The organism is Streptomyces sp. NBC_01296 (assembly GCF_035984415.1).
GTDB lineage: Bacteria > Actinomycetota > Actinomycetes > Streptomycetales > Streptomycetaceae > Streptomyces.
Genome location: NZ_CP130720.1, coordinates 3,552,810 through 3,575,574, shown reverse-complemented (window position 1 = coordinate 3,575,574; position 22,765 = coordinate 3,552,810). Strand labels below are relative to the sequence as shown.

The 22,765-nt window shown below is 72.1% G+C and carries 27 protein-coding genes and 1 pseudogene; 9 read left to right on the top strand and 19 right to left on the bottom strand.

Annotated elements, in window-relative coordinates; translation table 11 throughout:
* Positions 1-55: 55 nt before the first annotated feature.
* Positions 56-817: an SDR family NAD(P)-dependent oxidoreductase gene (locus tag OG299_RS15800; protein ID WP_327361816.1), complete on the bottom strand. Its 762-nt coding sequence runs from the start codon at positions 815-817 to the stop codon at positions 56-58.
* Between OG299_RS15800 and OG299_RS15795 the strand changes: the two genes are divergently transcribed.
* Positions 810-1,127, top strand: coding sequence for a hypothetical protein (locus OG299_RS15795; RefSeq protein ID WP_327361815.1), 318 nt, complete (start codon positions 810-812; stop codon positions 1,125-1,127). The two genes, OG299_RS15800 and OG299_RS15795, sit on opposite strands and share 8 nt — an antisense overlap.
* Before the next feature lie 87 nt (positions 1,128-1,214).
* On the opposite strand, the gene OG299_RS15790 is transcribed toward OG299_RS15795, so the two are convergent.
* The 7 genes from OG299_RS15790 to OG299_RS15760 form a co-directional block, all read right to left on the bottom strand.
* On the bottom strand, positions 1,215-1,679 hold the full coding sequence (locus tag OG299_RS15790) for a hypothetical protein (RefSeq protein ID WP_327361814.1): 465 nt from the start codon (positions 1,677-1,679) through the stop codon (positions 1,215-1,217).
* Positions 1,680-1,762: 83 nt separating this feature from the next.
* On the bottom strand, positions 1,763-1,987 hold the full coding sequence (locus OG299_RS15785) for a DUF397 domain-containing protein (protein WP_266626117.1): 225 nt from the start codon (positions 1,985-1,987) through the stop codon (positions 1,763-1,765).
* A 15-nt stretch (positions 1,988-2,002) separates the two neighbouring features.
* Positions 2,003-2,245 (bottom strand): hypothetical protein, encoded by a 243-nt coding sequence (locus tag OG299_RS15780; protein WP_327361813.1) that lies wholly within the window; start codon positions 2,243-2,245, stop codon positions 2,003-2,005.
* Positions 2,246-2,250: 5 nt separating this feature from the next.
* Positions 2,251-2,454, bottom strand: coding sequence for a hypothetical protein (locus OG299_RS15775; RefSeq protein WP_323179028.1), 204 nt, complete (start codon positions 2,452-2,454; stop codon positions 2,251-2,253).
* A 59-nt stretch (positions 2,455-2,513) separates the two neighbouring features.
* Entirely contained in the window at positions 2,514-3,320 is an 807-nt protein-coding gene (locus OG299_RS15770) for a helix-turn-helix domain-containing protein (protein WP_327364530.1), read from the bottom strand.
* A 23-nt stretch (positions 3,321-3,343) separates the two neighbouring features.
* Positions 3,344-3,853 (bottom strand): DUF6879 family protein, encoded by a 510-nt coding sequence (locus tag OG299_RS15765; protein ID WP_327361812.1) that lies wholly within the window; start codon positions 3,851-3,853, stop codon positions 3,344-3,346.
* Positions 3,840-4,046 (bottom strand): hypothetical protein, encoded by a 207-nt coding sequence (locus OG299_RS15760; protein ID WP_060178883.1) that lies wholly within the window; start codon positions 4,044-4,046, stop codon positions 3,840-3,842. Before OG299_RS15760 ends, OG299_RS15765 begins: the two co-directional genes overlap by 14 nt.
* A gap of 155 nt (positions 4,047-4,201) precedes the next feature.
* Here OG299_RS15760 and OG299_RS15755 point away from each other — a divergent pair, with 155 nt between their 5' ends.
* Positions 4,202-4,687 carry a hypothetical protein gene (locus tag OG299_RS15755; protein WP_266626111.1) on the top strand — a complete coding sequence of 162 codons (486 nt, stop codon included), beginning with the start codon at positions 4,202-4,204 and terminating at the stop codon, positions 4,685-4,687.
* On the opposite strand, the gene OG299_RS15750 is transcribed toward OG299_RS15755, so the two are convergent.
* The 5 genes from OG299_RS15750 to OG299_RS15730 all read right to left on the bottom strand — a co-directional run bounded on the left by OG299_RS15750 (position 4,688) and on the right by OG299_RS15730 (position 10,088).
* Positions 4,688-5,293 (bottom strand): DUF3885 domain-containing protein, encoded by a 606-nt coding sequence (locus OG299_RS15750; RefSeq protein WP_266626109.1) that lies wholly within the window; start codon positions 5,291-5,293, stop codon positions 4,688-4,690.
* Positions 5,290-5,958 carry a peptide-methionine (S)-S-oxide reductase MsrA gene (gene msrA / locus OG299_RS15745; RefSeq protein ID WP_327361811.1) on the bottom strand — a complete coding sequence of 223 codons (669 nt, stop codon included), beginning with the start codon at positions 5,956-5,958 and terminating at the stop codon, positions 5,290-5,292. Before msrA ends, OG299_RS15750 begins: the two co-directional genes overlap by 4 nt.
* 89 nt (positions 5,959-6,047) lie before the next feature.
* The gene (locus tag OG299_RS15740) at positions 6,048-7,142 is read right to left on the bottom strand and encodes a hypothetical protein (protein WP_266626107.1); all 1,095 of its coding nucleotides are present in this window, start codon (positions 7,140-7,142) and stop codon (positions 6,048-6,050) included.
* Entirely contained in the window at positions 7,142-8,737 is a 1,596-nt protein-coding gene (locus tag OG299_RS15735) for a M48 family metallopeptidase (RefSeq protein ID WP_327361810.1), read from the bottom strand. The genes OG299_RS15740 and OG299_RS15735 overlap by 1 nt, the downstream gene beginning before the upstream one ends.
* A 244-nt stretch (positions 8,738-8,981) precedes the next feature.
* Positions 8,982-10,088: a hypothetical protein gene (locus OG299_RS15730; protein ID WP_266626105.1), complete on the bottom strand. Its 1,107-nt coding sequence runs from the start codon at positions 10,086-10,088 to the stop codon at positions 8,982-8,984.
* Between the two features lie 128 nt (positions 10,089-10,216).
* Between OG299_RS15730 and OG299_RS15725 the strand changes: the two genes are divergently transcribed.
* Positions 10,217-11,374, top strand: coding sequence for a cystathionine gamma-synthase (locus OG299_RS15725; protein WP_266626104.1), 1,158 nt, complete (start codon positions 10,217-10,219; stop codon positions 11,372-11,374).
* Positions 11,375-11,408: 34 nt separating this feature from the next.
* Here OG299_RS15725 and OG299_RS15720 read toward each other — a convergent pair whose 3' ends face one another.
* The 3 genes from OG299_RS15720 to OG299_RS15710 all read right to left on the bottom strand — a co-directional run bounded on the left by OG299_RS15720 (position 11,409) and on the right by OG299_RS15710 (position 12,676).
* Positions 11,409-11,660, bottom strand: a complete 252-nt coding sequence (locus OG299_RS15720; RefSeq protein WP_030290839.1) for a hypothetical protein — start codon at positions 11,658-11,660, stop codon at positions 11,409-11,411.
* Positions 11,657-12,085 carry a sigma factor-like helix-turn-helix DNA-binding protein gene (locus OG299_RS15715; RefSeq protein ID WP_327361809.1) on the bottom strand — a complete coding sequence of 143 codons (429 nt, stop codon included), beginning with the start codon at positions 12,083-12,085 and terminating at the stop codon, positions 11,657-11,659. The genes OG299_RS15720 and OG299_RS15715 overlap by 4 nt, the downstream gene beginning before the upstream one ends.
* 69 nt (positions 12,086-12,154) lie before the next feature.
* Positions 12,155-12,676 (bottom strand): MarR family winged helix-turn-helix transcriptional regulator, encoded by a 522-nt coding sequence (locus OG299_RS15710; RefSeq protein WP_053786297.1) that lies wholly within the window; start codon positions 12,674-12,676, stop codon positions 12,155-12,157.
* 237 nt (positions 12,677-12,913) lie between these two features.
* On the opposite strand from OG299_RS15710, the gene ilvA reads away from it, so the two are divergent.
* The 3 genes from ilvA to OG299_RS15695 all read left to right on the top strand — a co-directional run bounded on the left by ilvA (position 12,914) and on the right by OG299_RS15695 (position 16,313).
* Positions 12,914-14,149: a threonine ammonia-lyase gene (gene ilvA / locus OG299_RS15705; protein ID WP_266626102.1), complete on the top strand. Its 1,236-nt coding sequence runs from the start codon at positions 12,914-12,916 to the stop codon at positions 14,147-14,149.
* A gap of 203 nt (positions 14,150-14,352) precedes the next feature.
* Positions 14,353-15,456 (top strand): ATP-binding cassette domain-containing protein, encoded by a 1,104-nt coding sequence (locus tag OG299_RS15700; RefSeq protein WP_327361808.1) that lies wholly within the window; start codon positions 14,353-14,355, stop codon positions 15,454-15,456.
* A complete protein-coding gene (locus OG299_RS15695; protein WP_327361806.1) occupies positions 15,453-16,313 on the top strand; it encodes an ABC transporter permease in 861 nt (286 codons plus the stop codon). Before OG299_RS15700 ends, OG299_RS15695 begins: the two co-directional genes overlap by 4 nt.
* A gap of 66 nt (positions 16,314-16,379) precedes the next feature.
* Here the strand turns inward: OG299_RS15695 and greA are convergent, their stop codons facing one another.
* Both greA and OG299_RS15685 read right to left on the bottom strand, forming a co-directional pair.
* Entirely contained in the window at positions 16,380-16,877 is a 498-nt protein-coding gene (gene greA / locus OG299_RS15690; RefSeq protein ID WP_266626099.1) for a transcription elongation factor GreA, read from the bottom strand.
* 136 nt (positions 16,878-17,013) lie between these two features.
* Positions 17,014-17,439 carry a DUF4307 domain-containing protein gene (locus OG299_RS15685; RefSeq protein WP_266626098.1) on the bottom strand — a complete coding sequence of 142 codons (426 nt, stop codon included), beginning with the start codon at positions 17,437-17,439 and terminating at the stop codon, positions 17,014-17,016.
* Positions 17,440-17,596: 157 nt separating this feature from the next.
* On the opposite strand from OG299_RS15685, the pseudogene OG299_RS42740 reads away from it, so the two are divergent.
* The 3 genes and pseudogenes from OG299_RS42740 to OG299_RS15675 form a co-directional block, all read left to right on the top strand.
* Positions 17,597-17,959, top strand: a pseudogene (locus OG299_RS42740) (RNA-guided endonuclease TnpB family protein); the annotation flags it as partial.
* 254 nt (positions 17,960-18,213) lie between these two features.
* Entirely contained in the window at positions 18,214-19,095 is an 882-nt protein-coding gene (gene mca, locus OG299_RS15680; protein WP_266626096.1) for a mycothiol conjugate amidase Mca, read from the top strand.
* A gap of 2 nt (positions 19,096-19,097) precedes the next feature.
* Positions 19,098-19,328: a hypothetical protein gene (locus OG299_RS15675; protein WP_266626094.1), complete on the top strand. Its 231-nt coding sequence runs from the start codon at positions 19,098-19,100 to the stop codon at positions 19,326-19,328.
* Positions 19,329-19,432: 104 nt separating this feature from the next.
* Here the strand turns inward: OG299_RS15675 and OG299_RS15670 are convergent, their stop codons facing one another.
* Positions 19,433-22,669, bottom strand: coding sequence for a tetratricopeptide repeat protein (locus tag OG299_RS15670; protein ID WP_327361805.1), 3,237 nt, complete (start codon positions 22,667-22,669; stop codon positions 19,433-19,435).
* Between the last annotated feature and the right edge of the window lie 96 nt (positions 22,670-22,765).

Genomic DNA, 22,765 nt, shown 5'->3' with positions numbered 1-22,765 from the left:
GTCCATGGTCGCCGAGGAGCACCGCCGCGGGGTCGCCGGGGTCGGGCCGCACAGGTCAGGCCGGCAGCGCCCCGCCGTCCACCGGGAGCACGACGCCGGTCACGAACGACGCTGCCGGGTCGGCGAGCCGGGTGACCGCCCACGCGACCTCCTCGGGCCGGCCCACCCGCCCCAGCGGGGTCCGGGCCACCTGCCAGGCCCGCACCTCGGCGGCCCGTTCGGGGCTCAGCCCCTGGTGTGCGGCGATCGGCGTGTCCACCGCCCCGGGCGCGACCGCCGCGACCCGGATGCCGCGCGGGGCGAGCTCCACGGCCCAGCTGCGGGTCAGAGTGTCCAGAGCGGCCTTCGTGGCGGCGTAGAAGGAGTTCCCGGGCCAGCCGCGCTGCCCGACGGCGGTGGTGATGTTCACGACCACCCCGGCCGGGGCGGCCTCCAGGGCGGGGAGCGCGGCCTGGGTGAGGAGCACCGGGGCCAGCAGGTTGGTGGCCAGCTGCGCTGAGAGGTCCGGCTCGGTGAGGCCCCCGAGGGGGCCGCTGCGCACGATCCCGGCGTTGTTGACGAGCACGTCGATGCGGCCGTGGGCGGCAAGGACGGCCCGGACGATCCCCTCGGGCCCGCCGGGGGCGGTCACGTCGGCGGCCAGCGGGTGGATGCCCGGACGGCCCTCGGCCGTACCGGCGAGCGCCTCGGGGCGCCGGCCGACGACGACCACGCGGTCGCCGCCGTCGGCGAAGGCGCGTGCGGTGGCGCGGCCGATGCCGGTGCCTGCGCCGGTGACGAGGATGAGCCGCTGCGGGGTCTTGCTGCTGATGTCCATGACGAGAGGGAACAACCCTCCCCCCAACGGCAAGGTCAAGCCCTCACCGCCCCGCCGCCCCGCACCCGACGGTCTGCCGGCGCGTGTCAAGGAACTCCGCGCGGACAGGACACGTCACGCCCTGAGCCGGCAGCGGGCCGCCGAAGTCACTGGCGACGTACGCGAGCGTTGGACCTCGGGCAGGCTGGACCTGGCGCAGAAGCGTGCCCTGATCAGGGAAGCGCTGCACGCGGTGATCGTGCTGCCGGTGGGAGGCGGAGGTCGGCGCCCGTTCAACCCTGACCTGCTGGTCCCGAAGTGGCGGGACTGACGGGGCAGTGGAAACGGAATGGGGCACCGACGTCTGGCTGGTGCCCCTTCGTTTGTCTTGCGGGTATGGACTACCGCTGCCGCCGGCCTATCGAATGGGGCAGGGCAGGTCGGTTCCGGTGCGGTTGGGGGAGCACGTCACGAGCGCAATCGAGTGGAAGAGCGTGCCCCCGAGGTAGTGGCCGAGGGACACGTCTCCACCCCATGTCAGCCGCTCCACAGCGGCCTTCGCCACAAGCATCAGACGGGTTGCGTCTCGGTCCTGCCCGCTGGAGAAGCGAGAGGCGGCCTGTGCGAGCTGAAGACCCAGCCACTCCCCGGCCTCTTTCGGTTCCTGCCACGTGCCCCGGACCATCGACGCCGGTTTCATCAGCCAGTGCGCTGTCTGAAGCGGTGGTACGTCCGTCATGGGAAACTCCGCCACCGCCGAGCGGTACCGCTCGATCACATCCGATGGGCTGCCCGCCGTTGGCGGAGTGCCCGGCGGTCGCCTCAAGCTCTCCTTGTCGAACGCCTTCTTCTCACCCAGCCAGGCGTACCCGTGGATGTGCACTGCGTGTTCCGTTCCTGGAGAAGGGGACGGCCCCGCCCGTCGGCATGTGGGCGAGGCCGTCAGTGAAGGGGGTGCGCAGGGCGTCAGGCGGAGAGCCCGAATCGCGCGGGGTCGATACCGGCCGCGTCCAGCTCGGCAGTGGTGAAGCGCAGCGGCTCGGCAGTCGGCCGCTTGCTGTCACCCAGGGCCCACGAGTCCGGGCCGATCTTGGAAAGGGTCACGCACGCCTCGCCGTCCGGGTGCGTGTTGCCTCCGCACGCCTTGCTGAAGTGGGTTCCGGTGATGTCGAGGCTGTACAGGTCGGTCATCTGGTCCTCCTTGATTCAGGTGGGAAGGGCACCGCTGTCCCGCTCGCGGTGTGTCCGGGTGCCTCGTAGCGCCTCTGCGATCTGCTCGACGTGAGCAGCGGGTATTGAGTCCAGGTGTACGAGCGGCTGGCCTCGGGGAGTCACCTGCGGGCGTATCGCCGCGTAGGCGCTCTCCGGCAGGCCCAGGGAGGCGAGCACCTCGCGCATGGCATCGGAGGCGTTCAGAGCCGCTGTACGTCCGTCTCTCCAGACCTGCATGTCCACTACTGCACCCCGGGGTGCTTCTTGGGATGCGCGGTCAACTCGACGTTGCAGTCCGATACGGCGGACAGGTCCCCGGCGCCGTACGCCGCTGTGCGCTGCTTCGCAAGGGCGGCGCACACGCCGCAGCCCGGCGCAGGCGCAGGGGGTGTGCGGGGGAGGGACAGTTGAACCGGCGGGTCCATCGTGGTGCTGGGGCTGCTCACTGGGATTTCCTCCCTCGGGTGTTGGCACCGCTGATGCTTCACCCGCTGATCAGCTCGTTCTAGGACCTTTCCTGTTGGGGCAAGAATCCGTCCCGGATGCCCTCGACCAGGGTTCTCATGGCATCGCCGAAGACCGCCACCGCAGCGAACCGTTCGAAGGTGTCGAGGTAGAGCTGGACGTCCTTCGGGTCGCGGGTGGTGACCTCGGAGTGGAACGTCTCCACGATGACGAGCCGGTCGTCGTGGAGGCTGAAGCAGGTCATGGGGAAATCGGGCATCCGGCGGTCGGACGGCACGACACCCAGCGAGACATTGGGCAGACGGGACACGGATACGAGCCGGTCGAGCTGGAGCGCCATGACCACGGGCTCGCTGATGCGCCACCGGAGTACGTGCTCACAGATCAGGAAGCGGAAGGACCTGCCCGGTTCGTACAGGACGGATTGCCGTTCGAGGCGGGCAGCCACGGTCTTGGACCTGATGTCCTCCGGCAGGGCCGGAGGCAGGGAGAAGACGGCGGAGGCGTACTCGGGCGTCTGGAGGAGTCCGGGGATGAGCTGTCCCTGGAAGAGCCTGAGCGTGGTGGTGCCGGCCTCGATGGCCCGGATGGTCTTCTGGTGCTTCCACGGGCCCATGCGGCGCAGCAGGCGCCATGCGGTGGCCTCGGTGGCTTCAACGCGGGCGGCTGCCAGGAACTCTGCCTTGACTTCTTCGCTCACGCCTATGGCGGTGAGGACCAGGTCCACGTCCTGGACGGTCGGTCGTACCTTGCCCGTCTCGATCTTCGAGAGCTTCCCGGCAGACATGGAAGCCCTGCGGGCCACCGCGTTACCCGTGAGTCCGGATGCATCGCGCAGCGCCCGCAGGGCTTTCCCGATCGAGTCGGCGGTCAGTGGTGCCGCTCCCAGTAGTCCGCGAACGGCACCGCTTCGGCCAGGGCGCGGTCTCGGTAGTCCTGATACTCGGCAAGGTAGTGGGCAGGAAGCAGTTCGGCGCCGATGAACGCACCTTCGGGCGTGTAGTGCATCCGGTACACGTCCTGGTCATCGAACAACCAGAAGTCGTGATCGGGCAGGTCGGCCACGTCCTGGTTGGTCTTGTCGATGATGCCGATGGTCTCGCCAGCCGTGATGTTGCCCGGGTAGGCGGCCAGTTCGTACCGCAGGTAGTCGGTCAGCGGAGACCTGAACACATGGACGCGCGAAACCTCCTTGCCCTTGTCGGTCATCGACCGTACCCACGGGTTGTCGCCCCAGCCAGGGCCCATGTCCCCGCCGGCCAGGAAGCGTTCGAACTCCTCGCGCTCCTCCTCCACGCTGTAGACGGAGAGCGTCTCAAGTCGGAAGGCGGTCCGCTCGAAGGTCTCGAAGAGACGGGCGAACTCCTCACCGTTGAGCACGGAAGTACTCCTCCAGCACCGCGGCCGGGACCACGACGGCGGTCTCGCCCTCGGGCAGGTCGAGCTGCGCCAGCCGCTCGGGGTCAGTGATGACGTAGCCCTGCACGACGTAGTCCTTGGCGTCCTCAGTACCCCACAGCGTCGGGCACGTTCCGTTCCTGCACTCCGGGTCACCGGACAGCTTCCGCAGCATCCTTGCCCCCACACGTCGGCGTACGCCTGTTGCGTTCGATGCTCCCGAGTCGGTCGCGGCGAGGTCAAGCGCTGATCCTTTCCAGAACAGGAAAGCAGCCTTCTCGGTTGGAATCGAGGATGCGTTGGGACGTACGCGGCGGCTACAACGGCAGCATGACCGTCTTCCTGTGTGCCAAGTGCGGCGGCAGTCTTACGCCAGACCTGAAGCCGCTGCCTGCCGTTCCCTCAGTGCCTGACGACGAAGAACGGGACAACGTGAGTCGGCTGGCGTCGGCCACGCTCCCGCAGGGGTACTACGCGATCGAGACCGAACCGTGGGGTGCCCCGTACGTGCCGCATCCAGATCAGGAAGAGGGCGGGCCTGCACAGCCGCGTGGGCCCTGGCGGAGTGATGAAGGGGTGGCAATGGTCTCTGCCGGGCCGCGCAACAACATCGTGATCCACCCCGAGGGCGCGCCTGACCTCCGGCCGCTGCCAGACTGGGAGAACAGCGGCGGATGCTGCGGTCCGTCCGGAGGCAGCGGACTCAACCGTGCCTGTCCTTGTGGCGCCCGAGTGGCCACGCTTGCCGCAGACTGCTTCGGCCCGTACGAGCTCCACCTGGACGCGAAGCGGGTCTACGGCTACGACCCATCCTGATCAGTAGCCCGAGGGGTGCGCGGGCAGCCAGGTGGAGTGGCAGTCGCGCAGCCGGTCCCGTTCCTCGGGGGTGGCGAGGATGACGTCCGCGCCGCCGTCGTACGGGTGGTGGATACGGGTGAGCTCGGTGTCCGCCACGAAGATGCCTGGCAGGGTGTCGTCCGCGACAGCGCGGAGCAGCTGGTCGAGGCAGCCCCGTCGCCAGGGGCGGCGGTCGGCGTAGAAGTACCAGCGTGTGTGGAAGGCCGGATCCGGGTCGTCGGTGTGGTCCAGGGTGGTCCACAGCGTGCCCTCCGGGTGGAGGGCAGCGCGGTGGGCCGAATAGTCCGTCGGCTCGGACGGGTCGGCCCAGTCGGTGGTCACCACGTACGCCTCGCCGCCCGCGAAGAGCTCGTCGAGGACTGTGTTGTACCGGTCGAGGAGGACCGCGTACTCGGCCTCGTCCTTCGCGTAGCGTTTCGACTCCGGCAGGCTGTGGAAGCGCACCCAGCGGTCCCCGTACACCGTCTTCAGCTCCCACGGCAGCATCGGCCCGGCAGGCCTGTGGGCCTGCCAGAGCCGGGTCAGCCGCTCGTGTGCCGGGTCGGGGAGTAGGGCGCCGCTCACTCCCCAGGCGCTTCTGCGATGCCGATTGGGCAGGCTACGCCCGTGCCACCGATGCCGCAGTAGCCGTCAATGTTGCGGTCGAGGTACTGCTGGTGGTAGGGCTCTGCCGGCCAGAAGGGGCGATCCGCCGCCGGGAGGACCGCCGTCGTGATGTCGCCGTAGCCCGAGGACGCCAGGACCTGCTGGTATGCGGCGCGGGAGGCCTCGGCCTCGGTCTGCTGGGCCTCGGAGTGGGTGTAGATCGCCGAGCGGTACTGGGTGCCGACGTCGTTGCCCTGGCGGAAGCCCTGGGTCGGGTTGTGGGACTCCCAGAACAGCTTCAAGAGGGTGGCGTACGAGACCTGCGCCGGGTCGAAGACCACGCGGACGACCTCGGTGTGGCCGGTCTGCCCCGAGCACACCTCCTCGTACGTCGGGTTCTCGGTGAAACCGCCCTGGTAGCCGGCCAGCGTGGTCCACACCCCCGGGGTCTGCCAGAACTTGCGCTCCGCGCCCCAGAAGCAGCCCAGGCCGAAGTCGGCCACCTGGAGGTGGGCGGGGTAGGGCCCCGTGAGCGGGTTGCCGAGCACGGTGTGCCGGTCCGGGAGCGAGAACTGCGGGGTCGCGCGGCCCTGGAGGGCCTCCTCGCGGGTGGGGAGCTCGGGCGTGCGGCGGTACGAGAACATGATTCCCTCCTAGTGGTTCTCCCTTAACGGGCGGGGGCGGGCCGGGATTCCCCCCCCGACCCGCCCCCGGCGACCGCGTCAGACTTTCGTCATTTCTGCGTGACCGCCCGCCGCACGCTGAAGTCCCTCGCCTGCACGTACCGCGCCTTGGCGTCCGCCGCGTACGTCCACGGCGTCGCCCCGATGTGCCCGTCGACGGCACGGAACTGCTCCACGGCCTCCGTGTACCGGTCCTGCCAGTACAGGTTCCACGCCAGCATGTGCCGCACCCGGGTCACCCGCCGGTCGGCCGGGTCCGCCGCCGCCACGTCCGCGAGCGCCGCGTCCGTGGCCGCCACGATCTCCGGCCGCTTGTAGTAGACGCTCGGGTCGAGCTCCGACTCGGACATCTCGTACTCCAGGTACGCGTACAGCGGCAGCAGCGACAGCAGCTCACCCGGGGCGCCCGCCGCCGCCGACCGCCGCGCGAACGCCTCCGCCTCCTCGTGCGAGCCGCGCCACTTGCGGCACCAGTACTGCAGGGCGCCCGTGTGCGCCGCCAGCACCTTCGGGTCGCGCTCGACGATCTGCGCCCACAGCTGCCCGTACCGCTCGTGGGAGTACCCCAGCGCCATGGCGACCGGCTGCTCCAGCATGTACGGCACCGGGTCCGCCGGGTCGGCGAGCCGCTGGGCCTCGTGCATCGCCTCCTGCGAGGCGGCGATCAGCCGGTGGAAGTTCCGGAACTGCTCCTGCGTCGTGTTCTTCGCGCTCAGCGAGCCGCGCACGTTCCACGCCACCAGCACCGAGGCGTCCGCGTGCACCGCCGCCGCCGTCGGGTCCTGCGGCCGCGCCGCCCGCCAGGCCAGCAGCCAGGCGTCGTCCTCGGCGGCCGGCTCGGCCAGTTCCCGTACGCGCCGGATCCGCTCGTCCCAGTTCTGCCCGGCCGCGTCCGCCCAGGCCGCGCCGGCCTGCCAGTCGCCCGCCCGTACGGCGGCCAGCGCGGCCGTGTCCGCAGGCAGGAGCGGGGACCCGTTGTCGGTGTCGAGCCGCTCGGCCGGGGCGAAGCCCAGCGCGACCGCCGCCAGGCCGTCGGCGCGGCTCGCCCAGCGGCGCCTGCCCGCGCCGCCGCCGGCCTTGCGGGCACGCAGCAGCTTGTACGCGCCGCTGATCAGGAGGATCCCGAAGATGATCAGGCCGAGCATCAGACGAGCACCAGCTTCCGCAGCGGTTCGGTGCCGGGCAGGTCCGCGACGAGCGCGTCCAGGGCGAGCTCCAGCTGCTCCTCGAACCCGTCGGCCGCGTACTGCAGGGCGGCCGAGTCGGACCAGGACAGCTGCCAGCGGGCCGCGCCGCGGGCCGTCAGCTCGGCGGTGACCAGCTGCTTCAGGGCGCGCCGCAGCACGGGGCGGGTGAACTCGCGGGCGGCGCGGCCGGTGGCGGACGCCGCCTCCTCGGACTTCGGGAAGCGGTCGGCGATCCGCCAGCGCAGCGCCGGGTCGGCGTCGACGGCGTCCAGCAGGGCCGCCAGCTCCGGGGCCGTGCCCTCGGCGGCGACGGCCTCGCGGATCTCCTGCGCGCCCTGGCCGACGTACCGGGTCATGCTCTCGTGGACGAGGTCCGCCCAGTCCACGCGGGTGAGCGCGAGCGCCTCGGGGGTCAGGACCGCCTGCTCCAGCGCCGCCAGCGCGGCCTGCGGGGAGGCGAGCAGCTCGAGCGCCGGTCGGGCGGGCTGCGCGCCGCGGCCGTCGTCGGGCATGGCTTCGATGCGGGCCACGCGTTCGGCGAGCGCGGGGTGCGAGTCGTACGGGGAGGTGGGCTCGGTGGACAGTTCGCGGCGCAGGCCGTCCAGTTCGTCCGAGCGGGCGTCGAGCAGCTGCCGCAGGCCGCCGAAGACCTGGCCGGAGGGCGGCAGCAGGCCGGCGCCGACGCCGAGGGTGGCGTACGAGTCCATGTAGAAGTCGTGGGCGGGGCCGATGGCGTTGAGCTCGCGCAGCGCAGAGGCGGCGGAGTCGCGGCCGGCGACGCGGACCGAGGCCAGGTCGGCGGCGAGCTCCTGGCGGCGGCTGCCGGAGAGGGTGGCGCGCATGTAGAAGCGCGCGTACGCCGTGTAGATCTTCGCCATGGCCCGGTACATCGCGCCCTGGCCGGTGGTGTCGACCTCCTTGGCCTCCTTGCCCTTGGCGACCCGCTTCTCGGCCGCCTTCTCCTGCCGGGCCCGCTCCTGGGCGACCTTGGTGTCGGCGCGGTCGTGGAAGTGCCCGATGGTGCGGATCAGCTGGGCGCGGCCGCGGGCGATCAGCGGGGTGAGGCGGGTGTCGAGGTTGGCGTAGTGGCCCATCTCGTGGGCGAGTACGGCGCGCAGCTGCATCTCGTCCAGGCCGGTCATCAGGGGCAGGCCCAGGTAGAGGCGGCGGGTGCCGGACTTCAGGCCCAGCAGCCGGGCGTCCTCGCTGACGGCCGCGTTGACCTCGTCGATGAGCAGGATCTCGTCCGGGGCGCGGGTGCCGACCTGCGCCGCGATGTCGCGGACGGTCTGCCACAGGACGGGTTCCTGCTGCTCGGTGACGGGCACGCCGGGCTTCGGAGCGCCCTTGGGGGTGCGGAGCATGAACATGCCGCGCACGATCGGGACCGCGAGGACCACCGAGACGATGAGGATCTTGAAGGCGATGCCGCCGTGCAGCCGGGTGACGGTGGCCCAGTCGGCGGCCGCGAGCACGCCGAGCAGGATGAAGCCGAGCAGGTAGAAGCCTGCGAGCAGGACGAGGGCGCGCAGCGCGCGCAGTGAAGCGCCCATATGGACGGATCCCCCCACGGGATGAAGTGGTTCAGGTGCATGTGCAGGTGCATGTCAGGTGCTGCGGGTGTACCGCGGGTGTGCCGCAGGCGCGCGGTGGTCGGCCGGGCCCGGGCGGTCACGCCGGGTCATCATGCGGCCCGCGGATCTTTACAGCAACCTTATTCATCGCGATTCCGCAGGTGGGAGCCAGGGGGGCCGGGGCTCCTGCCTGCGGGCGCCGCGCCGCCGCCGCGCCGCCGCGTCAGTGCGGCAGCGTCGCCGGGGAGCCGCCGTTGGCCTCGTAGCCCGCCACCGCCAGGGCGCGGTACACCGCGTACTGCGCCGCCGGGTCCGGGGAGACCGACCACGGCAGGGCGCCGACGTAGCCGTCGATGTGGCGGACCTGCTCCATCGCCTCCGCCCAGCGCTCCATCGGCACCAGGAACGACAGCAGCATGTGCCGGACGTGCGCCAGCATCGGGTCGTCCTGGCGGGCGGTGTGCACCGCGTACAGCGCGCCCTCCACCGCCCGGGTCACGACCGCGCCCTGCCAGAAGTTCGTCAGGACGACCTCCGGGACGTGCTCGTACACCGCGAACAGCGGCAGCGCCGCCAGCAGCGAGCCCTGCGGGGCGCGGGCCGCCGCCGCGTGCGCGAAGGCGTCCGCCTGCTCCCGCGAGCCGTGCCACTTCTCGCACCAGTAGTGCAGGGCCGCCAGGTGCGCGCCCATGTGCGCCGGCGCGACGTCGATGACCTTCGCCCACAGGGCGTCGAACTCCGCCTCCGAGTACCCGAGCGCCCGCGCGACCGCCAGCTCCGTGATGGACGGGACGGGGTCGCCCGGGGCCAGCAGCGCCGCCCTGCGGCACGCCTCCCGGGCCTCCTCCAGGATGATCCGGTGGTCCGTGGAGCCCACGCCGCCCGAGTGCCGCCACGCCTGCTGCACCAGCAGCTCCGCGTGCACCTGCGCGCCGCCCGCGTCCTTCTCGGCCTCCAGCCGCCAGGCCTTCAGCCACTGCGCGCCCACCCCGGGCCGCTCCACCAGCTCCAGCGCCGCCGCCCCGCCGAAGGCCTGGATCCGCTGCCAGCGCATCTCGCCCTCCTTCGGGGTCCCGGCCAGCAGCTGGGACGCGGCCTGCCACCGGCCGCTGCCCTGCACGGCTTCCAGGGCGTCCATCAGGTCCTCGTCGGGGCCCGGGACGCGGATGTCCAGGTGCTCCTGGCGGGCGAAACCGTAGTTCTCCGGGTCGGCCGCGTCAGGGCTGCCCGGCGCGACCAGGCGTACGCCGCCGCCCCGCCGGCGCCGTATGTACGGGCTGAAGGCGGCCACGAGCAGGCCGAGCGCGATCACGAACCACAGAATCTCCATGGCCCCAAGCGAACCAGACGCACCCGCGCAAAGGCCAATGCCCCACCGGCACTCCGCATCCGGCCGTGCACGGCCGCACCACCGGGTGTGCAGTGGGCTCGTCGGCGGCCGGGGCATAGCATCGGCCCATGAGCGACGACAGCCACGAGCACCAGAGCTTCGAGACCCGCGCGATCCACGCGGGCAACACGGCGGACCCGCTGACCGGCGCGGTCGTGCCCCCGATCTACCAGGTGTCCACGTACAAGCAGGACGGCGTCGGCGGACTGCGCGGCGGCTACGAGTACAGCCGCAGCGCGAACCCGACCCGGACCGCGCTGGAGGAGAACCTCGCGGCGCTGGAGGGCGGCCGGCGCGGCCTCGCCTTCGCGTCCGGGCTCGCCGCCGAGGACTGCCTGCTGCGTACGCTGCTTTCCCCGGGCGACCACGTGGTCATCCCGAACGACGCCTACGGCGGCACCTTCCGCCTCTTCGCGAAGGTCGTCTCCCGCTGGGGCGTGGAGTGGTCGGTGGCCGACACCTCCGACGCGGACTCCGTACGGGCCGCCCTGACCCCGAAGACGAAGGTCATCTGGGTCGAGACCCCCTCCAACCCGCTGCTCGGCATCACCGACATCGCGGTCGTCGCCGACATCGCGCGGTCGGCCGGCGCCAAGCTGGTCGTGGACAACACCTTCGCCTCGCCCTACCTCCAGCAGCCCCTCGCGCTCGGCGCGGACGTGGTCGTGCACTCGCTGACCAAGTACATGGGCGGCCACTCCGACGTGGTCGGCGGCGCGCTCGTCACCGCCGACGCGGCGCTCGGCGAGGAACTGGCCTACCACCAGAACGCGATGGGCGCCGTGGCCGGCCCCTTCGACTCCTGGATCGTGCTGCGCGGCATCAAGACGCTGGCCGTCCGCATGGACCGGCACGCGGAGAACGCGGCGAAGATCGCGGAGATGCTGACCCGGCACCCCAAGGTGCACAAGGTCCTCTACCCGGGTCTGGCCGAGCACCCGGGCCACGAGATCGCCGCCAAGCAGATGCGCAACTTCGGCGGAATGATCTCCTTCTGCGTCGTCGGCGGCGAGCAGGCGGCGGTCGATGTCTGCGCCCGCACCAAGATCTTCACCCTGGCCGAGTCCCTCGGCGGCGTCGAGTCCCTCATCGAGCACCCGGGCCGCATGACCCACGCCTCGGTGGCCGGCTCGGCCCTGGAGGTCCCGGCGGACCTGGTCCGCGTCTCCGTGGGCATCGAGAACGCCGACGACCTGCTGGCGGACCTGACCCAGGCCCTCGGCTGAGCGTCCCGTACGGTCAACAACCGCCGAGCGGTGGTCACCAGCCCTCCAGGGGCGGGGAGACGCCGCTCGGCGGGATCTCCCACGGGCGGGCCAGCGAGGCCCACACCGCGAAGGCCACCGCCGCCGCGAACAGCAGGGCCCAGCCGGCCCGGCGCAGGGCCCGGCGGCGGCGCAGCAGCCGGTCCCCGCGGGCCGCGGCACTGGCCGCCAGCCCGGCCGGGACCACCGGGTGGGGGCCCTCCAGCAGCCGCCTGACCTGGTCCTCCTTGCGGTCGGGGACGCTCATGCGGCCTCCCGCGAGCGCATCGCGGCCACGGCCCGGTTGCACAGCACCCGCACGCGATCGAGCGGCAGCCCCAGCTGCGCGGCGGTGACCTCCTCCGCGACGCCCTCGTACACGCGCAGCACCAGCACGAGCCGTTCCAGCGGGCCGAGCCGGGCGAGCAGCCCCTTGCCGCCGTGGTGGCGCCAGCCGGTGCGGGCGAAGGCGTCGCACAGCTCCCGGCGGGTGTGGTCGTACGGGTCGTCGCCGCGCACCCGGCGCCAGTTCGCGTACGTACGGGCCAGCGCGTCCGCGAGCAGCCGGCGGGCGGCGGCGGGTTCGGCCTCCGGCTCGGCCGTCAGCAGGACGGCGACGTGCAGGAGCCGCCCCGCCGCACCCGCGACGAAGGCTTCGAACTCCGCGTAGGCGCCCGGCCCGTGGTCGTCCACAGGCCACATAGTGCGGGCAGCGGGACCGCCCCGGTCAAGAGGTGGGACGGCCCCGGCTCGTGCCCGTCCTCAGGAAGCGGGGCCCGCCTCCGAGACGGCGCCCATCAGTTCCGACAGCGAACCGTTGAAACGGGTCAGCAGCCCGGTGAACGACTCGCGCTCGTCCTCGCTCCAGTCCTCGGTCACCCGGGCCATCAGCTCGCGCCGCGAGGAGCGGACCTCCTCGAGCCGGGCGAGGCCGCGCGGGGAGAGCGCGAGGACCACGGCCCGCCCGTCCTCCGGGTGCGAGGTGCGCTTGACCAGGCCGCTGTCGACGAGCGGCGCGACCTGGCGGGTGACGGTGGAGGAGTCGATGCCCATGCCGCCGGCGAGCGCCTTGACGCCCATCGGGCCTTCCAGGTCGAGCCGGTTCAGCAGCAGGTACGCGGCGCGGTCCATCGAGTTGCGGGCCTGGCCGACCCCGCCCAGGCGGGTCTGCTCGGCGCGGCGGGCGAAGACGGCCACCTGGTGCTGGAGCGCGTCGAGGAGACCGGCTTCGGCGGACGCCTCGGCCGCCGTGGGCAGGTCGGAATTGGCCGGGGTGGAAGGCATGGCCGTGAGCTCTCTTCACGTGGGGCCGACAAGGATGGGGGACAGAGTACGCGGCCGTGGGGCGGCTCGTACGCCTCGTACGAGAACTGGTGCGGGCAGTGGGGACCAGCGCCCCGAGCCCGTCCCGGATGGCCGGATTTCGCCCCCTGTGGGCCCTCCTCGCCGGGCCGTTGGCCGGGCTCTTGACCGGGCTGTCGGCCGGACGCCGTGATCCGTGCGGGCTGCGAGACTGGCGGCATGAACTACCGCGTGCCCGTGCCCGTCCCGCAGGTCATCCTCGACGACGTCCGGGGGGCCCAGAAGATGCTGTCGGGCGTCGCCCGGGTCACGCCGATGGAAGGCAGCCGGCACCTGACCGCCCTCACCGGCTCCCCGATCCACTTCAAGTGCGAGAACCTCCAGCGGACCGGCTCCTTCAAGCTGCGCGGAGCGTACGTGCGCATCTCGGGCCTGCGCCCCGAGCAGCGGGCCGCCGGCGTCGTCGCGGCCAGCGCGGGCAACCACGCGCAGGGCGTGGCCCTGGCCTCCTCCCTCCTCGGCGTCCGCTCGACGGTGTTCATGCCGGTCGGTGCGCCGCTGCCGAAGGTGGCGGCCACGCAGGAGTACGGCGCCGAGGTGCGGATGTCCGGGCAGGTCGTCGACGAGACCCTGGCGGCGGCCCAGGAGTACGCGGACCGCACCGGGGCGGTGTTCATCCACCCCTTCGACCACCGCGACATCATCGCGGGCCAGGGCACGGTCGGCCTGGAGATCCTCGAGCAGTGCCCGGAGGTGCGGACGATCCTCGTCGGCATCGGCGGCGGCGGCCTCGCGGCGGGCATCGCCGTCGCGGTGAAGGCGCTGCGGCCGGACGTCAAGGTGATCGGCGTCCAGGCGGAGGGCGCCGCCGCCTACCCGCCCTCGCTGCGGGTCGGGCACCCGGTCTCGATCGACAACCCGGTCACGATGGCGGACGGCATCAAGGTCGGCCGCCCCGGCGACATCCCGTTCCACATCATCGGGGACCTCCTCGACGGCGTCCGCACGGTCTCCGAGGACGCCCTCTCCAGCGCCCTGCTGCTCTGCCTGGAGCGCGCCAAGCTCGTCGTCGAGCCCGCCGGGTGCAGTCCGGTGGCCGCCCTGCTGAGCCGGCCCGAGCTGTACGGCGGGGGCGGCCCGGTGGTCGCGGTCCTGTCCGGCGGGAACATCGACCCGCTGCTGCTCCAGCGGATCCTGCGGCACGGCATGGCGGCGGCGGGCCGCTACCTCTCGCTGCGGCTGCGCGTGTCCGACCGGCCGGGGGCGCTGGCCGGTCTCCTGGGGGTGTTGTCGGTGGTGGACGCGAACGTGTTGGACGTGAGCCACGTACGGACCGACCCGCGGCTGGGGCTCACCGAGGTGGAGGTGGAGCTGCACCTGGAGACGAAGGGCCCGGAGCACTGCACCGAGGTCGCGCGTTCGCTGCACGCGGCCGGGTACACGGTCATGGGCTGAGCCGAGCCGGCCCGAGCAGACCTGAGCGGAGCAGGCCCGAGCCGACCGGTTCCCGAGGAACGGCGCGCAGCCCCGTAGCGGCACGCGATATAACGCGATAGCGTAAGTCCCCCGAACGGCCGGGCGAGGACGGTCCGGCGCCCCTAGGATTGCGTAGGAATGTAACGATTCTGCTGGCCCCGATGCACACTGGGAGAACCCAAATGCCAGGCGCCATCTATGCCGAAGGCCTGGTCAAGACCTTCGGCGAGGTACGGGCACTGGACGGCGTGGACCTCGATGTCCCCGAAGGCACCGTGCTGGGCCTGCTCGGCCCCAACGGCGCCGGCAAGACCACGGCCGTGCGCGTCCTGACCACCCTCCTCAAGCCCGACAGCGGCAAGGCCGTCGTCGCCGGGATCGACGTCCTCAAACACCCCAACGAAGTGCGCCGCGCCATCGGCCTGTCCGGCCAGTTCGCCGCCGTCGACGAGTACCTGACCGGCCGCGAGAACCTCCGGATGGTCGGCCAGCTCTACCAGATGAGCGGCAAGGCGGCGAAGGTCCGGGCCGCCGAGCTCCTCGAACGCTTCAACCTCGGCGACGCCGCCGACCGCACGGCCAAGACGTACTCCGGCGGCATGCGCAGGCGCCTCGACCTCGCGGCCGCCCTCGTCGTCAGCCCGCCCGTCATGTTCATGGACGAGCCGACCACCGGACTCGACCCCCGCAACCGCCAGCAGCTGTGGGGGATCATCCAGGAACTGGTCGCCGGCGGCACCACCCTGCTGCTCACCACTCAGTACCTGGAGGAGGCCGACCACCTCGCGCACGACATCTGCGTGGTCGACCACGGCAAGGTCATCGCCCGCGGCACCTCCGACCAGCTCAAGGCCCGGACCGGCGGCGAACGCGTCGAGGTCGTCGTCCACGAGCGCGACCGCATCCCCGACGCCCGCGCGGTGCTCGCCGGCTTCGGCAAGGGCGAGACCGCCGTCGAGGAGCACACCCGGAAGCTGACCGTCCCCGTCACCGGCGGCGCCAAGCTGCTCGCCGAGGTCATCCGCGAGCTGGACTCCCGCAGCATCGAGATCGACGACATCGGCCTGCGCCGGCCCACCCTCGACGGCGTGTTCATATCCCTCACCGGCCACGCGGCCGCCCTGGCCGACGAGGAGAACGGCGAGGGTGCCCCGGCGGACGCCAAGGGCCGCCGCGGCCACAAGGCACCAACACCGGCATCGCCGTCGCCGTCCGTGCCGGCCTCGGCCTCGGAGCCGGCCTCGGAGCCGGCCTCGGCATCGGCCTCGAAGGAGGCGGCGAAGTGACCACCACCGCCTCCCCGCCCCCGCCGCTCGCGCCGCCGCGCCCGCGCGGCGGCATCGTCCAGGGCGTCAACGACTCCCTCGTCATCGCCAAGCGGAATCTGATCCGTATGTCCAGGATTCCCGAAATGATAATTTTCGGGGTCATTCAACCGGTCATGTTCGTCGTGCTGTTCAGCTACGTCTTCGGCGGCTCGATCAGCGTCGACGGCAACACCTCGCCCGCCGCCTACCGCGAGTTCCTGATGGCCGGCATCTTCGCCCAGACCGTCACCTTCGCCACGGCCGGCGCGGGCGCGGGCATCGCGGACGACATGCACAAGGGCCTGATCGACCGCTTCCGCTCGCTGCCCATGGCCCGCGGCGCCGTCCTGACCGGCCGCACCCTCGCCGACCTCGTCCAGACCACCCTCACCCTGGTCGTCCTGGCCGTGGTCGCCCTGCTCGTCGGCTGGCGCACCCACACCAGCGCCGGCGAGGTCCTGGGCGGCTTCGCCCTGCTGCTCCTGCTCGGGTACGCGTTCTCCTGGATCGGCGCGCTGATCGGCCTGTCGGTGCGCACCCCCGAGGCGGCCACCTCGGGCGGGCTGATCTGGCTCTTCCCGCTGACGTTCATCTCGAACGCCTTCGTCCCGTCCGACAACATGCCGACCTTCCTGCGGACCATCGCCGAGTGGAACCCCTTCAGCGCGACCGTCCAGGCGGCCCGCGGGCTGTTCGGCAACTTCCCGCCGGGGTACGAGGCGCCGGCGGCCTGGCCGATGCAGCACCCGGTGGTCGCGTCGGTCCTGTGGTCCGTACTGATCATCGCGGTGTTCCGGACCCTCTCGGTCCGCAAGTACCGCTCGGCGACCGCGTAGGTCCCACGGCACGGGAAAGCCCCCGCCGGATCGCTCCGGCGGGGGCTTCTCGATGTCGTGGGGTGATCAGCCGTTGAAGGGCTTGACGTCGAGGATCTTGACGGCGGCCTTCTTGCCGTTCGGCAGCTCGTACTCGGCGTCCTCGCCGATCTTCTTGCCCATCACACCGGTGCCCAGCGGGGACTGCGGGGAGTAGGTCTCGAAGTCCCCGGACGCGTACTCGCGCGAGGCGAGCAGGAAGGACATCGTGTCGTCCTCGTCGCCGTCGAAGGCGATGGTGACGACCGTGCCGGGCGCGACCTCGCCGTCGGAGGCGGGTGCGGTGCCGACCTTGGCGTTCTCGAGGAGCTGCGTCAGCTGGCGGACGCGGAGCTCCTGCTTGCCCTGCTCCTCCTTGGCCGCGTGGTAACCGCCGTTCTCGCGCAGGTCGCCCTCCTCGCGGGCGGCTGCGATCTTGGTGGCGATCTCCGTGCGTGCGGGACCAGAGAGGTAGTCCAGCTCGGCCTTCAGCTGGTCGTACGCCGCCTGGGTCAGCCAGGTGACGCTCTCGCTCGTCTGGGTCACGGGTGCTCCTCGTCGGTACAGGGGACTACAAAGCCGCCAGCGGCGGGCGAAACCACGAGCCTAACAATTCGGGAAGAAAAGGGGGAGGACACCATGTGTATGAAGTGTGTCATTGGGCCTGTGAGCAGGAAAGAGCTCAGTCTGCCGCGGGCGTGGTGCCCGTCGCCGCCTGGCAGCCCACCAGTTCGATCATCGTCGCGCGGCCGGTGGTCTTCAGCGAGAGCATCTCGTCCACGCGCGTGCTCTTCTGCCCGAAGGTGAAGTCGGCGCGGCCGACCTCGGCGTGCTCCTTGTTCTGGGAGCTCAGCGTGCACACCCCGGTGACCGAGGCGTCCTTGCGCACCTCCAGGTGCACCTTCACCTCGGTGTCCGAGACCACCTGGAACTTGATCACCTCGGCGCTGACGCTCTGACCGGCGACGTAGTCCCAGCCGATCCAGCCGACCAGCGCCAGCAGCCCGACGCCCAGCACCGACCCGACGATCTTGAGCTTCCGGTCCGCACGCTCGTCCCCCGACCGCCCGTAACGACCCTCGGGCAGCCCCTCGCGCACCGCACTCATTGATCGTTCCTTTCTCGGGTCCGGGCATGTTCCGTTCGCCCGGTTCGGACACCGTAACCGGAGGATGTCACGGCCTTCGGCCAGGGGCGGGGCTCCTCCCCCCCTTTCCGGGGGAAACCGGCTCCACGACAGGGGTGCTGAGCGGTATTTTGCCGCCGTGACACCACGGGCGGAGCCGAGACGGGCCGGACACGCTCGGTACACGTACCGGCTACGCGTGTCAGCCACTGCGCAAGCGGCTCTGCTCTCGGAGTGGGATCGGTGCCGCTGGGTGTGGAACAGCTGCGTTGCCCGGTCCCGGGCGGCCCGCGTGGCCGGGGAGGCCTGCGGACCAGCTGTGCTGGACAAGATGCTGACCGGGTGGCGTGCTGAGCACGAGTGGCTGCGCGAAGGTGCCTCGGTGCCGCAGCAGCAGATCATCCGGGACTTCGGCAAATCCCGGACAAAGGCACTGAAAGACATCGGAGCGCGATTGCCGATGCGTAGGCGCGCAGGGATGCCACGGTTCAAGACCAAGCACGCACTGCCGCTTTCGGAACGTACCTACACGTGCAGTGCGTGCGGAGCAGCCTCCCCCAGGGAGAAGAACTCCGCGCGTGTGATGCTCGTCCGGGCTGGTCTCACCCCGGCTGGTGCCGATCGCAGAAGACCCCATCGTCCGCAGGACGACCGGGCAGCGTGAGCCAGGAATCCCCCGCGCAATTTGCTTGCTGAGGGGAGGAGTCAATATAGAAGGCGACGCCGCCGCCCTGACGACTTAAAGAGGATCCTGTCTTGACCGAGCAGCTTCGACTGATGGCCGTCCATGCCCACCCCGACGACGAGTCGAGCAAGGGCGCGGCCACCATGGCCAAGTACGTGTCCGAGGGGGTTCCCGTGCTGGTGGTGACCTGCACGGGGGGCGAGCGCGGCTCGATCCTCAACCCCAAGCTCCAGGGCGACAAATACATCGAGGAGAACATCCACGAGGTCCGTGCCAAGGAGATGGACGAGGCGCGCCAGATCCTCGGCATCGAGCAGGAATGGCTGGGCTACGTCGACTCCGGCCTGCCGGAGGGCGACCCGCTGCCCCCGCTGCCCGAGGGCTGTTTCGCCCTGGAGGACGTGGACGAGGCGGCCGGCCGCCTCGTGAAGAAGATCCGCGAGTTCCGGCCGCAGGTCATCACCACGTACGACGAGAACGGCGGCTATCCGCACCCCGACCACATCATGACCCACAAGATTTCGATGGTGGCCTTCGAGAGCGCGGCCGACACCGAGAAGTACCCGGAGGCCGAGTTCGGCCCGGCGTACCAGCCGCAGAAGCTCTACTACAACCAGGGATTCAACAAGCCGCGCACCATCGCCCTGCACGAGGCACTGCTCTCGCGCGGCATGGAGTCCCCGTACGGGGAGTGGCTGGAGCGCTGGAAGGAGTTCGAGCGCACCGAGCGGACGCTGACCACGCACGTGCCGTGCGCCGACTTCTTCGAGATCCGTGACAAGGCGCTCATCGCGCACGCCACGCAGATCGACCCGGACGGCGGCTGGTTCCGCGTTCCGATGGAGATCCAGAAGGAGGTCTGGCCCACGGAGGAGTACGAGCTCGCGAAGTCGCTCGTCGACACTTCCCTCCCCGAGTCCGACCTCTTCGAGGGCATCCGGGAGAATGCGTAGCTATGAGCGCTACGCACGCAGCACTGACCGAGCTCCTTCCGCTCGCGGGTGACACCTTCGACAAGAACAAGGTGACCCCCGGAGTCCTGGGCTTCATCGTGTTCGCGGCCCTCGCCCTCGCGGTGTGGGGCCTGATGAAGTCGATGAGCCGCCACATGGGCAAGGTCGACTTCAAGGAAGCCCCGGAGGCGGGCGCGGCAGCCGCTGCCCCCGCCGCGGACCCGGCTCCGTAGGGAGCCGTCCTCCAGGCGGTGCGCCGCCGCCCCTCCCGCCGCGCGGGAGGGGCGGCGACTGCGCGTGCCTGCGGCCGGGCCCGTACGGCTCATGCGGTATGCGGTCATACGGCCGGCTGGGCCGGTGGCATCGGGACGCCCATGATCTCCCGCGAGTGCAGGTTCGGGACCAGCGCGAGGCGCCACGCCTGCCAGCCCTCCGCCGGGTCCACACCCCGCCCCAGCACCACCGCGTAGGTGTCCAGGCTGTCCTCCAGGCGCCCGTCCCGCATCGGGTGCGGCGACGCGGCCAGCCGGGCCAGCTCCGCCCGGGCCTCGTCCACGCCCGCGCCCGGCAGCGCGTACGGCAGCAGCGTGCAGCGCAGGAACCGGGCCCAGTCCTCCCCGCGCCGGTCCCCGTACGAGATGAACAGCCGGGCCGCCTCCTCGCACAGGCCCAGCGCCTGCGACGCCCGGCCGTTGCCCGCGTCCACCACCGCCAGCTCCAGGCAGGTCCACGCCTCCCCGTGCGCCAGCCCGATCCGCCGGAAGTCCGCCCGCGCATCCACCAGCAGCTGCCGCGCGAACCCGGAGTTCCTCAGGTTCCCCGTCTGCGCCGCCCGCTGGTCGCGCGTCACCCGGCCCGAGTGGTGCCGGGCGTGGGCCAGCCCGTACACGTCCCGCATCCGCGAGAACATCGTCCGGGCCCGCTCCAGCTCCCGTACCGACTGGTCGCGCTCGCCGCCCTCCTCCAGCGCCTGCCCGAGGTAGTACAGCGTCCACGCCTCCCCGCGCGCGTCCTCCTGCTCCCGGTGCCGGGCCAGCGCCTCCCGCAGCCGCTCCACCGCCGGCCCCGGATCCCCGTCCACCACCCGGGCCCGGCCCAGCTGGGTCAGCGCCCAGGCCTGACCGCGCTCGTCGCGCGTACGCCCGTACAGCTCGAGGGCGAGCTTCAGCTCCGCCTCGGCCCGCGGAACGTCCCCGAGCCGCAGGTACACCTGCCCCAGCTGGAAGTGCGCCCACGCCTCGCCGTGCACGCTCTCGCTCTCCCGGTGCAGGTCCAGCGACTGCTCCAGCAGCTGCATCGCCTCCGCCAGGTGCGCCCGGTCCCGCTCCACCGCCGCCAGGGCGTGCAGCCCCCACGCCCGGTCGCCGGCCAGCTTGTCCGGCTCCTGCAGCACCAGCGCCTCGCGGATGCGGGCCGCGGCCTCCGGCAGCTGCCCCTGGTGGTGCAGGGTGATGCCGAGCGAGATCAGCGCCATGCCCGCGCCCGCGTCCTGCTGCGCCTCCATGTACTGGTCGACCACCGAGGTCAGCGTGGTGCGGGCCTTGTCCAGCTCGCCGAGCTGGCGCGCCGCGATACCCGTACGCCACTGCACCGAGCGGACCAGTCGCCCCTGGCCGGGCTCGCCCTGCCGGGCGGCCTCCACCGCCTGCGTCAGCTCGTTGATCTCACCGAGCCGGTACAGGTCCCCGCGCAGCAGGCAGAAGTCGCACAGCGCGCCCAGCAGGTCCAGTACCGCCTGCTGGTCCACGTCCTCCGAGTGCCGCAGCGCGGCCGTGATGAAGCTGGACTCGTCGTCCAGCCAGCGCAGCGCCGCGTCCAGCGAGGCGAAGCCGTGCCCGCCGAAGTGGTTCGCCCGGGTCGACATCTTCCCGTCGACCATCCGGATCACCGAGTCCGCGAGCTGCGCGTAGTTCCGGATCAGCCGCCCGTGCGCCGCCGAGGCCTCGGCCCGGTCCTCGTCCGCCGCGAGCCGCGCCGCCGCGTACGAGCGCACCGCGTCGTGCATCCGGAACCGCTCCCCGCGTACGGGGTCCAGCAGGCCCGCCTGCGCCAGCTCGCGCAGCAGCCGCCCGGCCGCCGCCTGGTCCGCGTCGATCAGCGCCGCCGCGGCCGACGGGCCGAGCGAGGCCCGCCCCGCCAGCGTGAGCCGCCGCAGCAGCCTGCGCCGTTCCTCGGGCAGGCGTACGTAGGCCAGGTCCAGGGCGTCCTCCAGCGCATCGGCGCCACCGGTAGCGGCCGGACCTTCCCCCGGTACGGCCCCCAGCGGGGCCAGGACGCGCAGGGCCAGCGGGAGCCCGCCGCCGAGCGCGAGCAGACCCTGCACGGCCTCCTCCTCGTACGGGGCCCCGCCGGCCGCCTCCGCCCCGGCACGCACCAGCTCCGCGCCCTCCGGCTCCGTCAGCCGCTCCACCGGGAGCTGGTGCACCCACGCCGCCAGGTCCGGCAGCTCCAGCGGCTCCCGCGCCGTCACCAGCACCAGGCTCTCCGACCGCTCCGGCACCAGCATCCGCACCTGCGCCGCATCCACGGCGTCGTCCAGCAGCACCGTCACCGGCAGCCCCTGGAGGTGCTGGTGGTACAGCTCGCCCAGGCGCCGTACCTGCTGCTCCGCCGAGGACCCCTCGCGGAACAGCAGCTGCTCGCGCGGTGCGCCCAGCCGGTTCAGCAGGTGCAGCAGCGCCTCCCGGGTCGACAGCGGCGCCTCCCCGCTGAGCGAGCCGCCCCGCAGGTCCACCACGCAGGCCCCGCGGAACTGGTCCCGCAGCGCGTCCGCGGCCCGCAGCGCCAGGGCCGTGCGGCCCACCCCCGGCCCGCCGTGGAGCACCACGACCACCGGGCGGGTCTCCGTACTGGCCCGGGCCGCCTGCACCCACTGTGCGATCCGCGTCAGCTCCGCCCGACGGCCCGTGAACAGGGTTCCGGACTGGGGGAGTTGACCGAAGGACTGCTCCAGCACACTGCGCCGCCGGGCCTCCGCGCTGCGGTCGGTCCCGCGCAGCGACGCCGCGGCCGGCCGGGAGGGCTGCCGGGGCACCCGCGCCGCGGCGACCACCGCGCGCTGCTGCTCCATGAACGGGCGGATCCCGCGCACCTCCAGCGCCGTCAGCCACTGGAGCCTCAGCTGCTCCGGCCCGCCGGGGCGGCCGCGCACCCCGGCCCGGCGGTTGGCGGCGGGCAGGTGCCCGGCGGCCACCTTGGCGACCGTGGCCGCCGCCCCGGCGACGGCGGTGACGGCCCCGGCGGTCAGCGCGGTGCCCGCCGCCACGCCGAGCGACAGGTCGGCCCCGACGGCCGCGGCGGCCGCAACCGCCGTCACGAGCAGGGCCGTCGAGGTGTTCCCGCGCCGGAAGGCCTCGCCGAGGGACTCCTCCCCGGCCGCCGTCTCGTCCAGGGCCCGTACGTACGCCTCGTACTCCTCGGCGGCGCTCGCCGCGAGCGCGTCCAGCGCCTCCAGGCCGCGCGTCAGCAGCGCCGCCTTGTCGACCGGTTGCCCCGTCCCGGCAGCCCGCTGGGCCTCCTCGTCCACGGCCCGCTCCAACAGCCGCTCGGCCTCACCGCGATGGCTGTCCCGCATCGGCAATCCCCCTCAAGAGAGCTCCGGCAACGTGCCCCAAGTGTCCGCCGGGACTGCCACGAGCGCGAGGGAATCTGAGCTAGATCAGAGGGAGTT

Coding starts and splice junctions, on each gene's coding strand:
- OG299_RS15795 (WP_327361815.1), top strand. CDS start 810: ATGTCCATGACGAGAGGGAACAACCCTCCCCCCAACGGCAAGGTCAAG.
- OG299_RS15800 (WP_327361816.1), bottom strand. CDS start 817: ATGGACATCAGCAGCAAGACCCCGCAGCGGCTCATCCTCGTCACCGGC.
- OG299_RS15785 (WP_266626117.1), bottom strand. CDS start 1,987: ATGACCGACCTGTACAGCCTCGACATCACCGGAACCCACTTCAGCAAG.
- OG299_RS15780 (WP_327361813.1), bottom strand. CDS start 2,245: ATGCAGGTCTGGAGAGACGGACGTACAGCGGCTCTGAACGCCTCCGAT.
- OG299_RS15760 (WP_060178883.1), bottom strand. CDS start 4,046: ATGCTGCGGAAGCTGTCCGGTGACCCGGAGTGCAGGAACGGAACGTGC.
- OG299_RS15755 (WP_266626111.1), top strand. CDS start 4,202: ATGACCGTCTTCCTGTGTGCCAAGTGCGGCGGCAGTCTTACGCCAGAC.
- msrA (WP_327361811.1), bottom strand. CDS start 5,958: ATGTTCTCGTACCGCCGCACGCCCGAGCTCCCCACCCGCGAGGAGGCC.
- OG299_RS15740 (WP_266626107.1), bottom strand. CDS start 7,142: ATGCTCGGCCTGATCATCTTCGGGATCCTCCTGATCAGCGGCGCGTAC.
- OG299_RS15735 (WP_327361810.1), bottom strand. CDS start 8,737: ATGGGCGCTTCACTGCGCGCGCTGCGCGCCCTCGTCCTGCTCGCAGGC.
- OG299_RS15730 (WP_266626105.1), bottom strand. CDS start 10,088: ATGGAGATTCTGTGGTTCGTGATCGCGCTCGGCCTGCTCGTGGCCGCC.
- OG299_RS15725 (WP_266626104.1), top strand. CDS start 10,217: ATGAGCGACGACAGCCACGAGCACCAGAGCTTCGAGACCCGCGCGATC.
- OG299_RS15720 (WP_030290839.1), bottom strand. CDS start 11,660: ATGAGCGTCCCCGACCGCAAGGAGGACCAGGTCAGGCGGCTGCTGGAG.
- OG299_RS15710 (WP_053786297.1), bottom strand. CDS start 12,676: ATGCCTTCCACCCCGGCCAATTCCGACCTGCCCACGGCGGCCGAGGCG.
- ilvA (WP_266626102.1), top strand. CDS start 12,914: ATGAACTACCGCGTGCCCGTGCCCGTCCCGCAGGTCATCCTCGACGAC.
- OG299_RS15700 (WP_327361808.1), top strand. CDS start 14,353: ATGCCAGGCGCCATCTATGCCGAAGGCCTGGTCAAGACCTTCGGCGAG.
- OG299_RS15685 (WP_266626098.1), bottom strand. CDS start 17,439: ATGAGTGCGGTGCGCGAGGGGCTGCCCGAGGGTCGTTACGGGCGGTCG.
- OG299_RS15675 (WP_266626094.1), top strand. CDS start 19,098: ATGAGCGCTACGCACGCAGCACTGACCGAGCTCCTTCCGCTCGCGGGT.
- OG299_RS15670 (WP_327361805.1), bottom strand. CDS start 22,669: ATGCGGGACAGCCATCGCGGTGAGGCCGAGCGGCTGTTGGAGCGGGCC.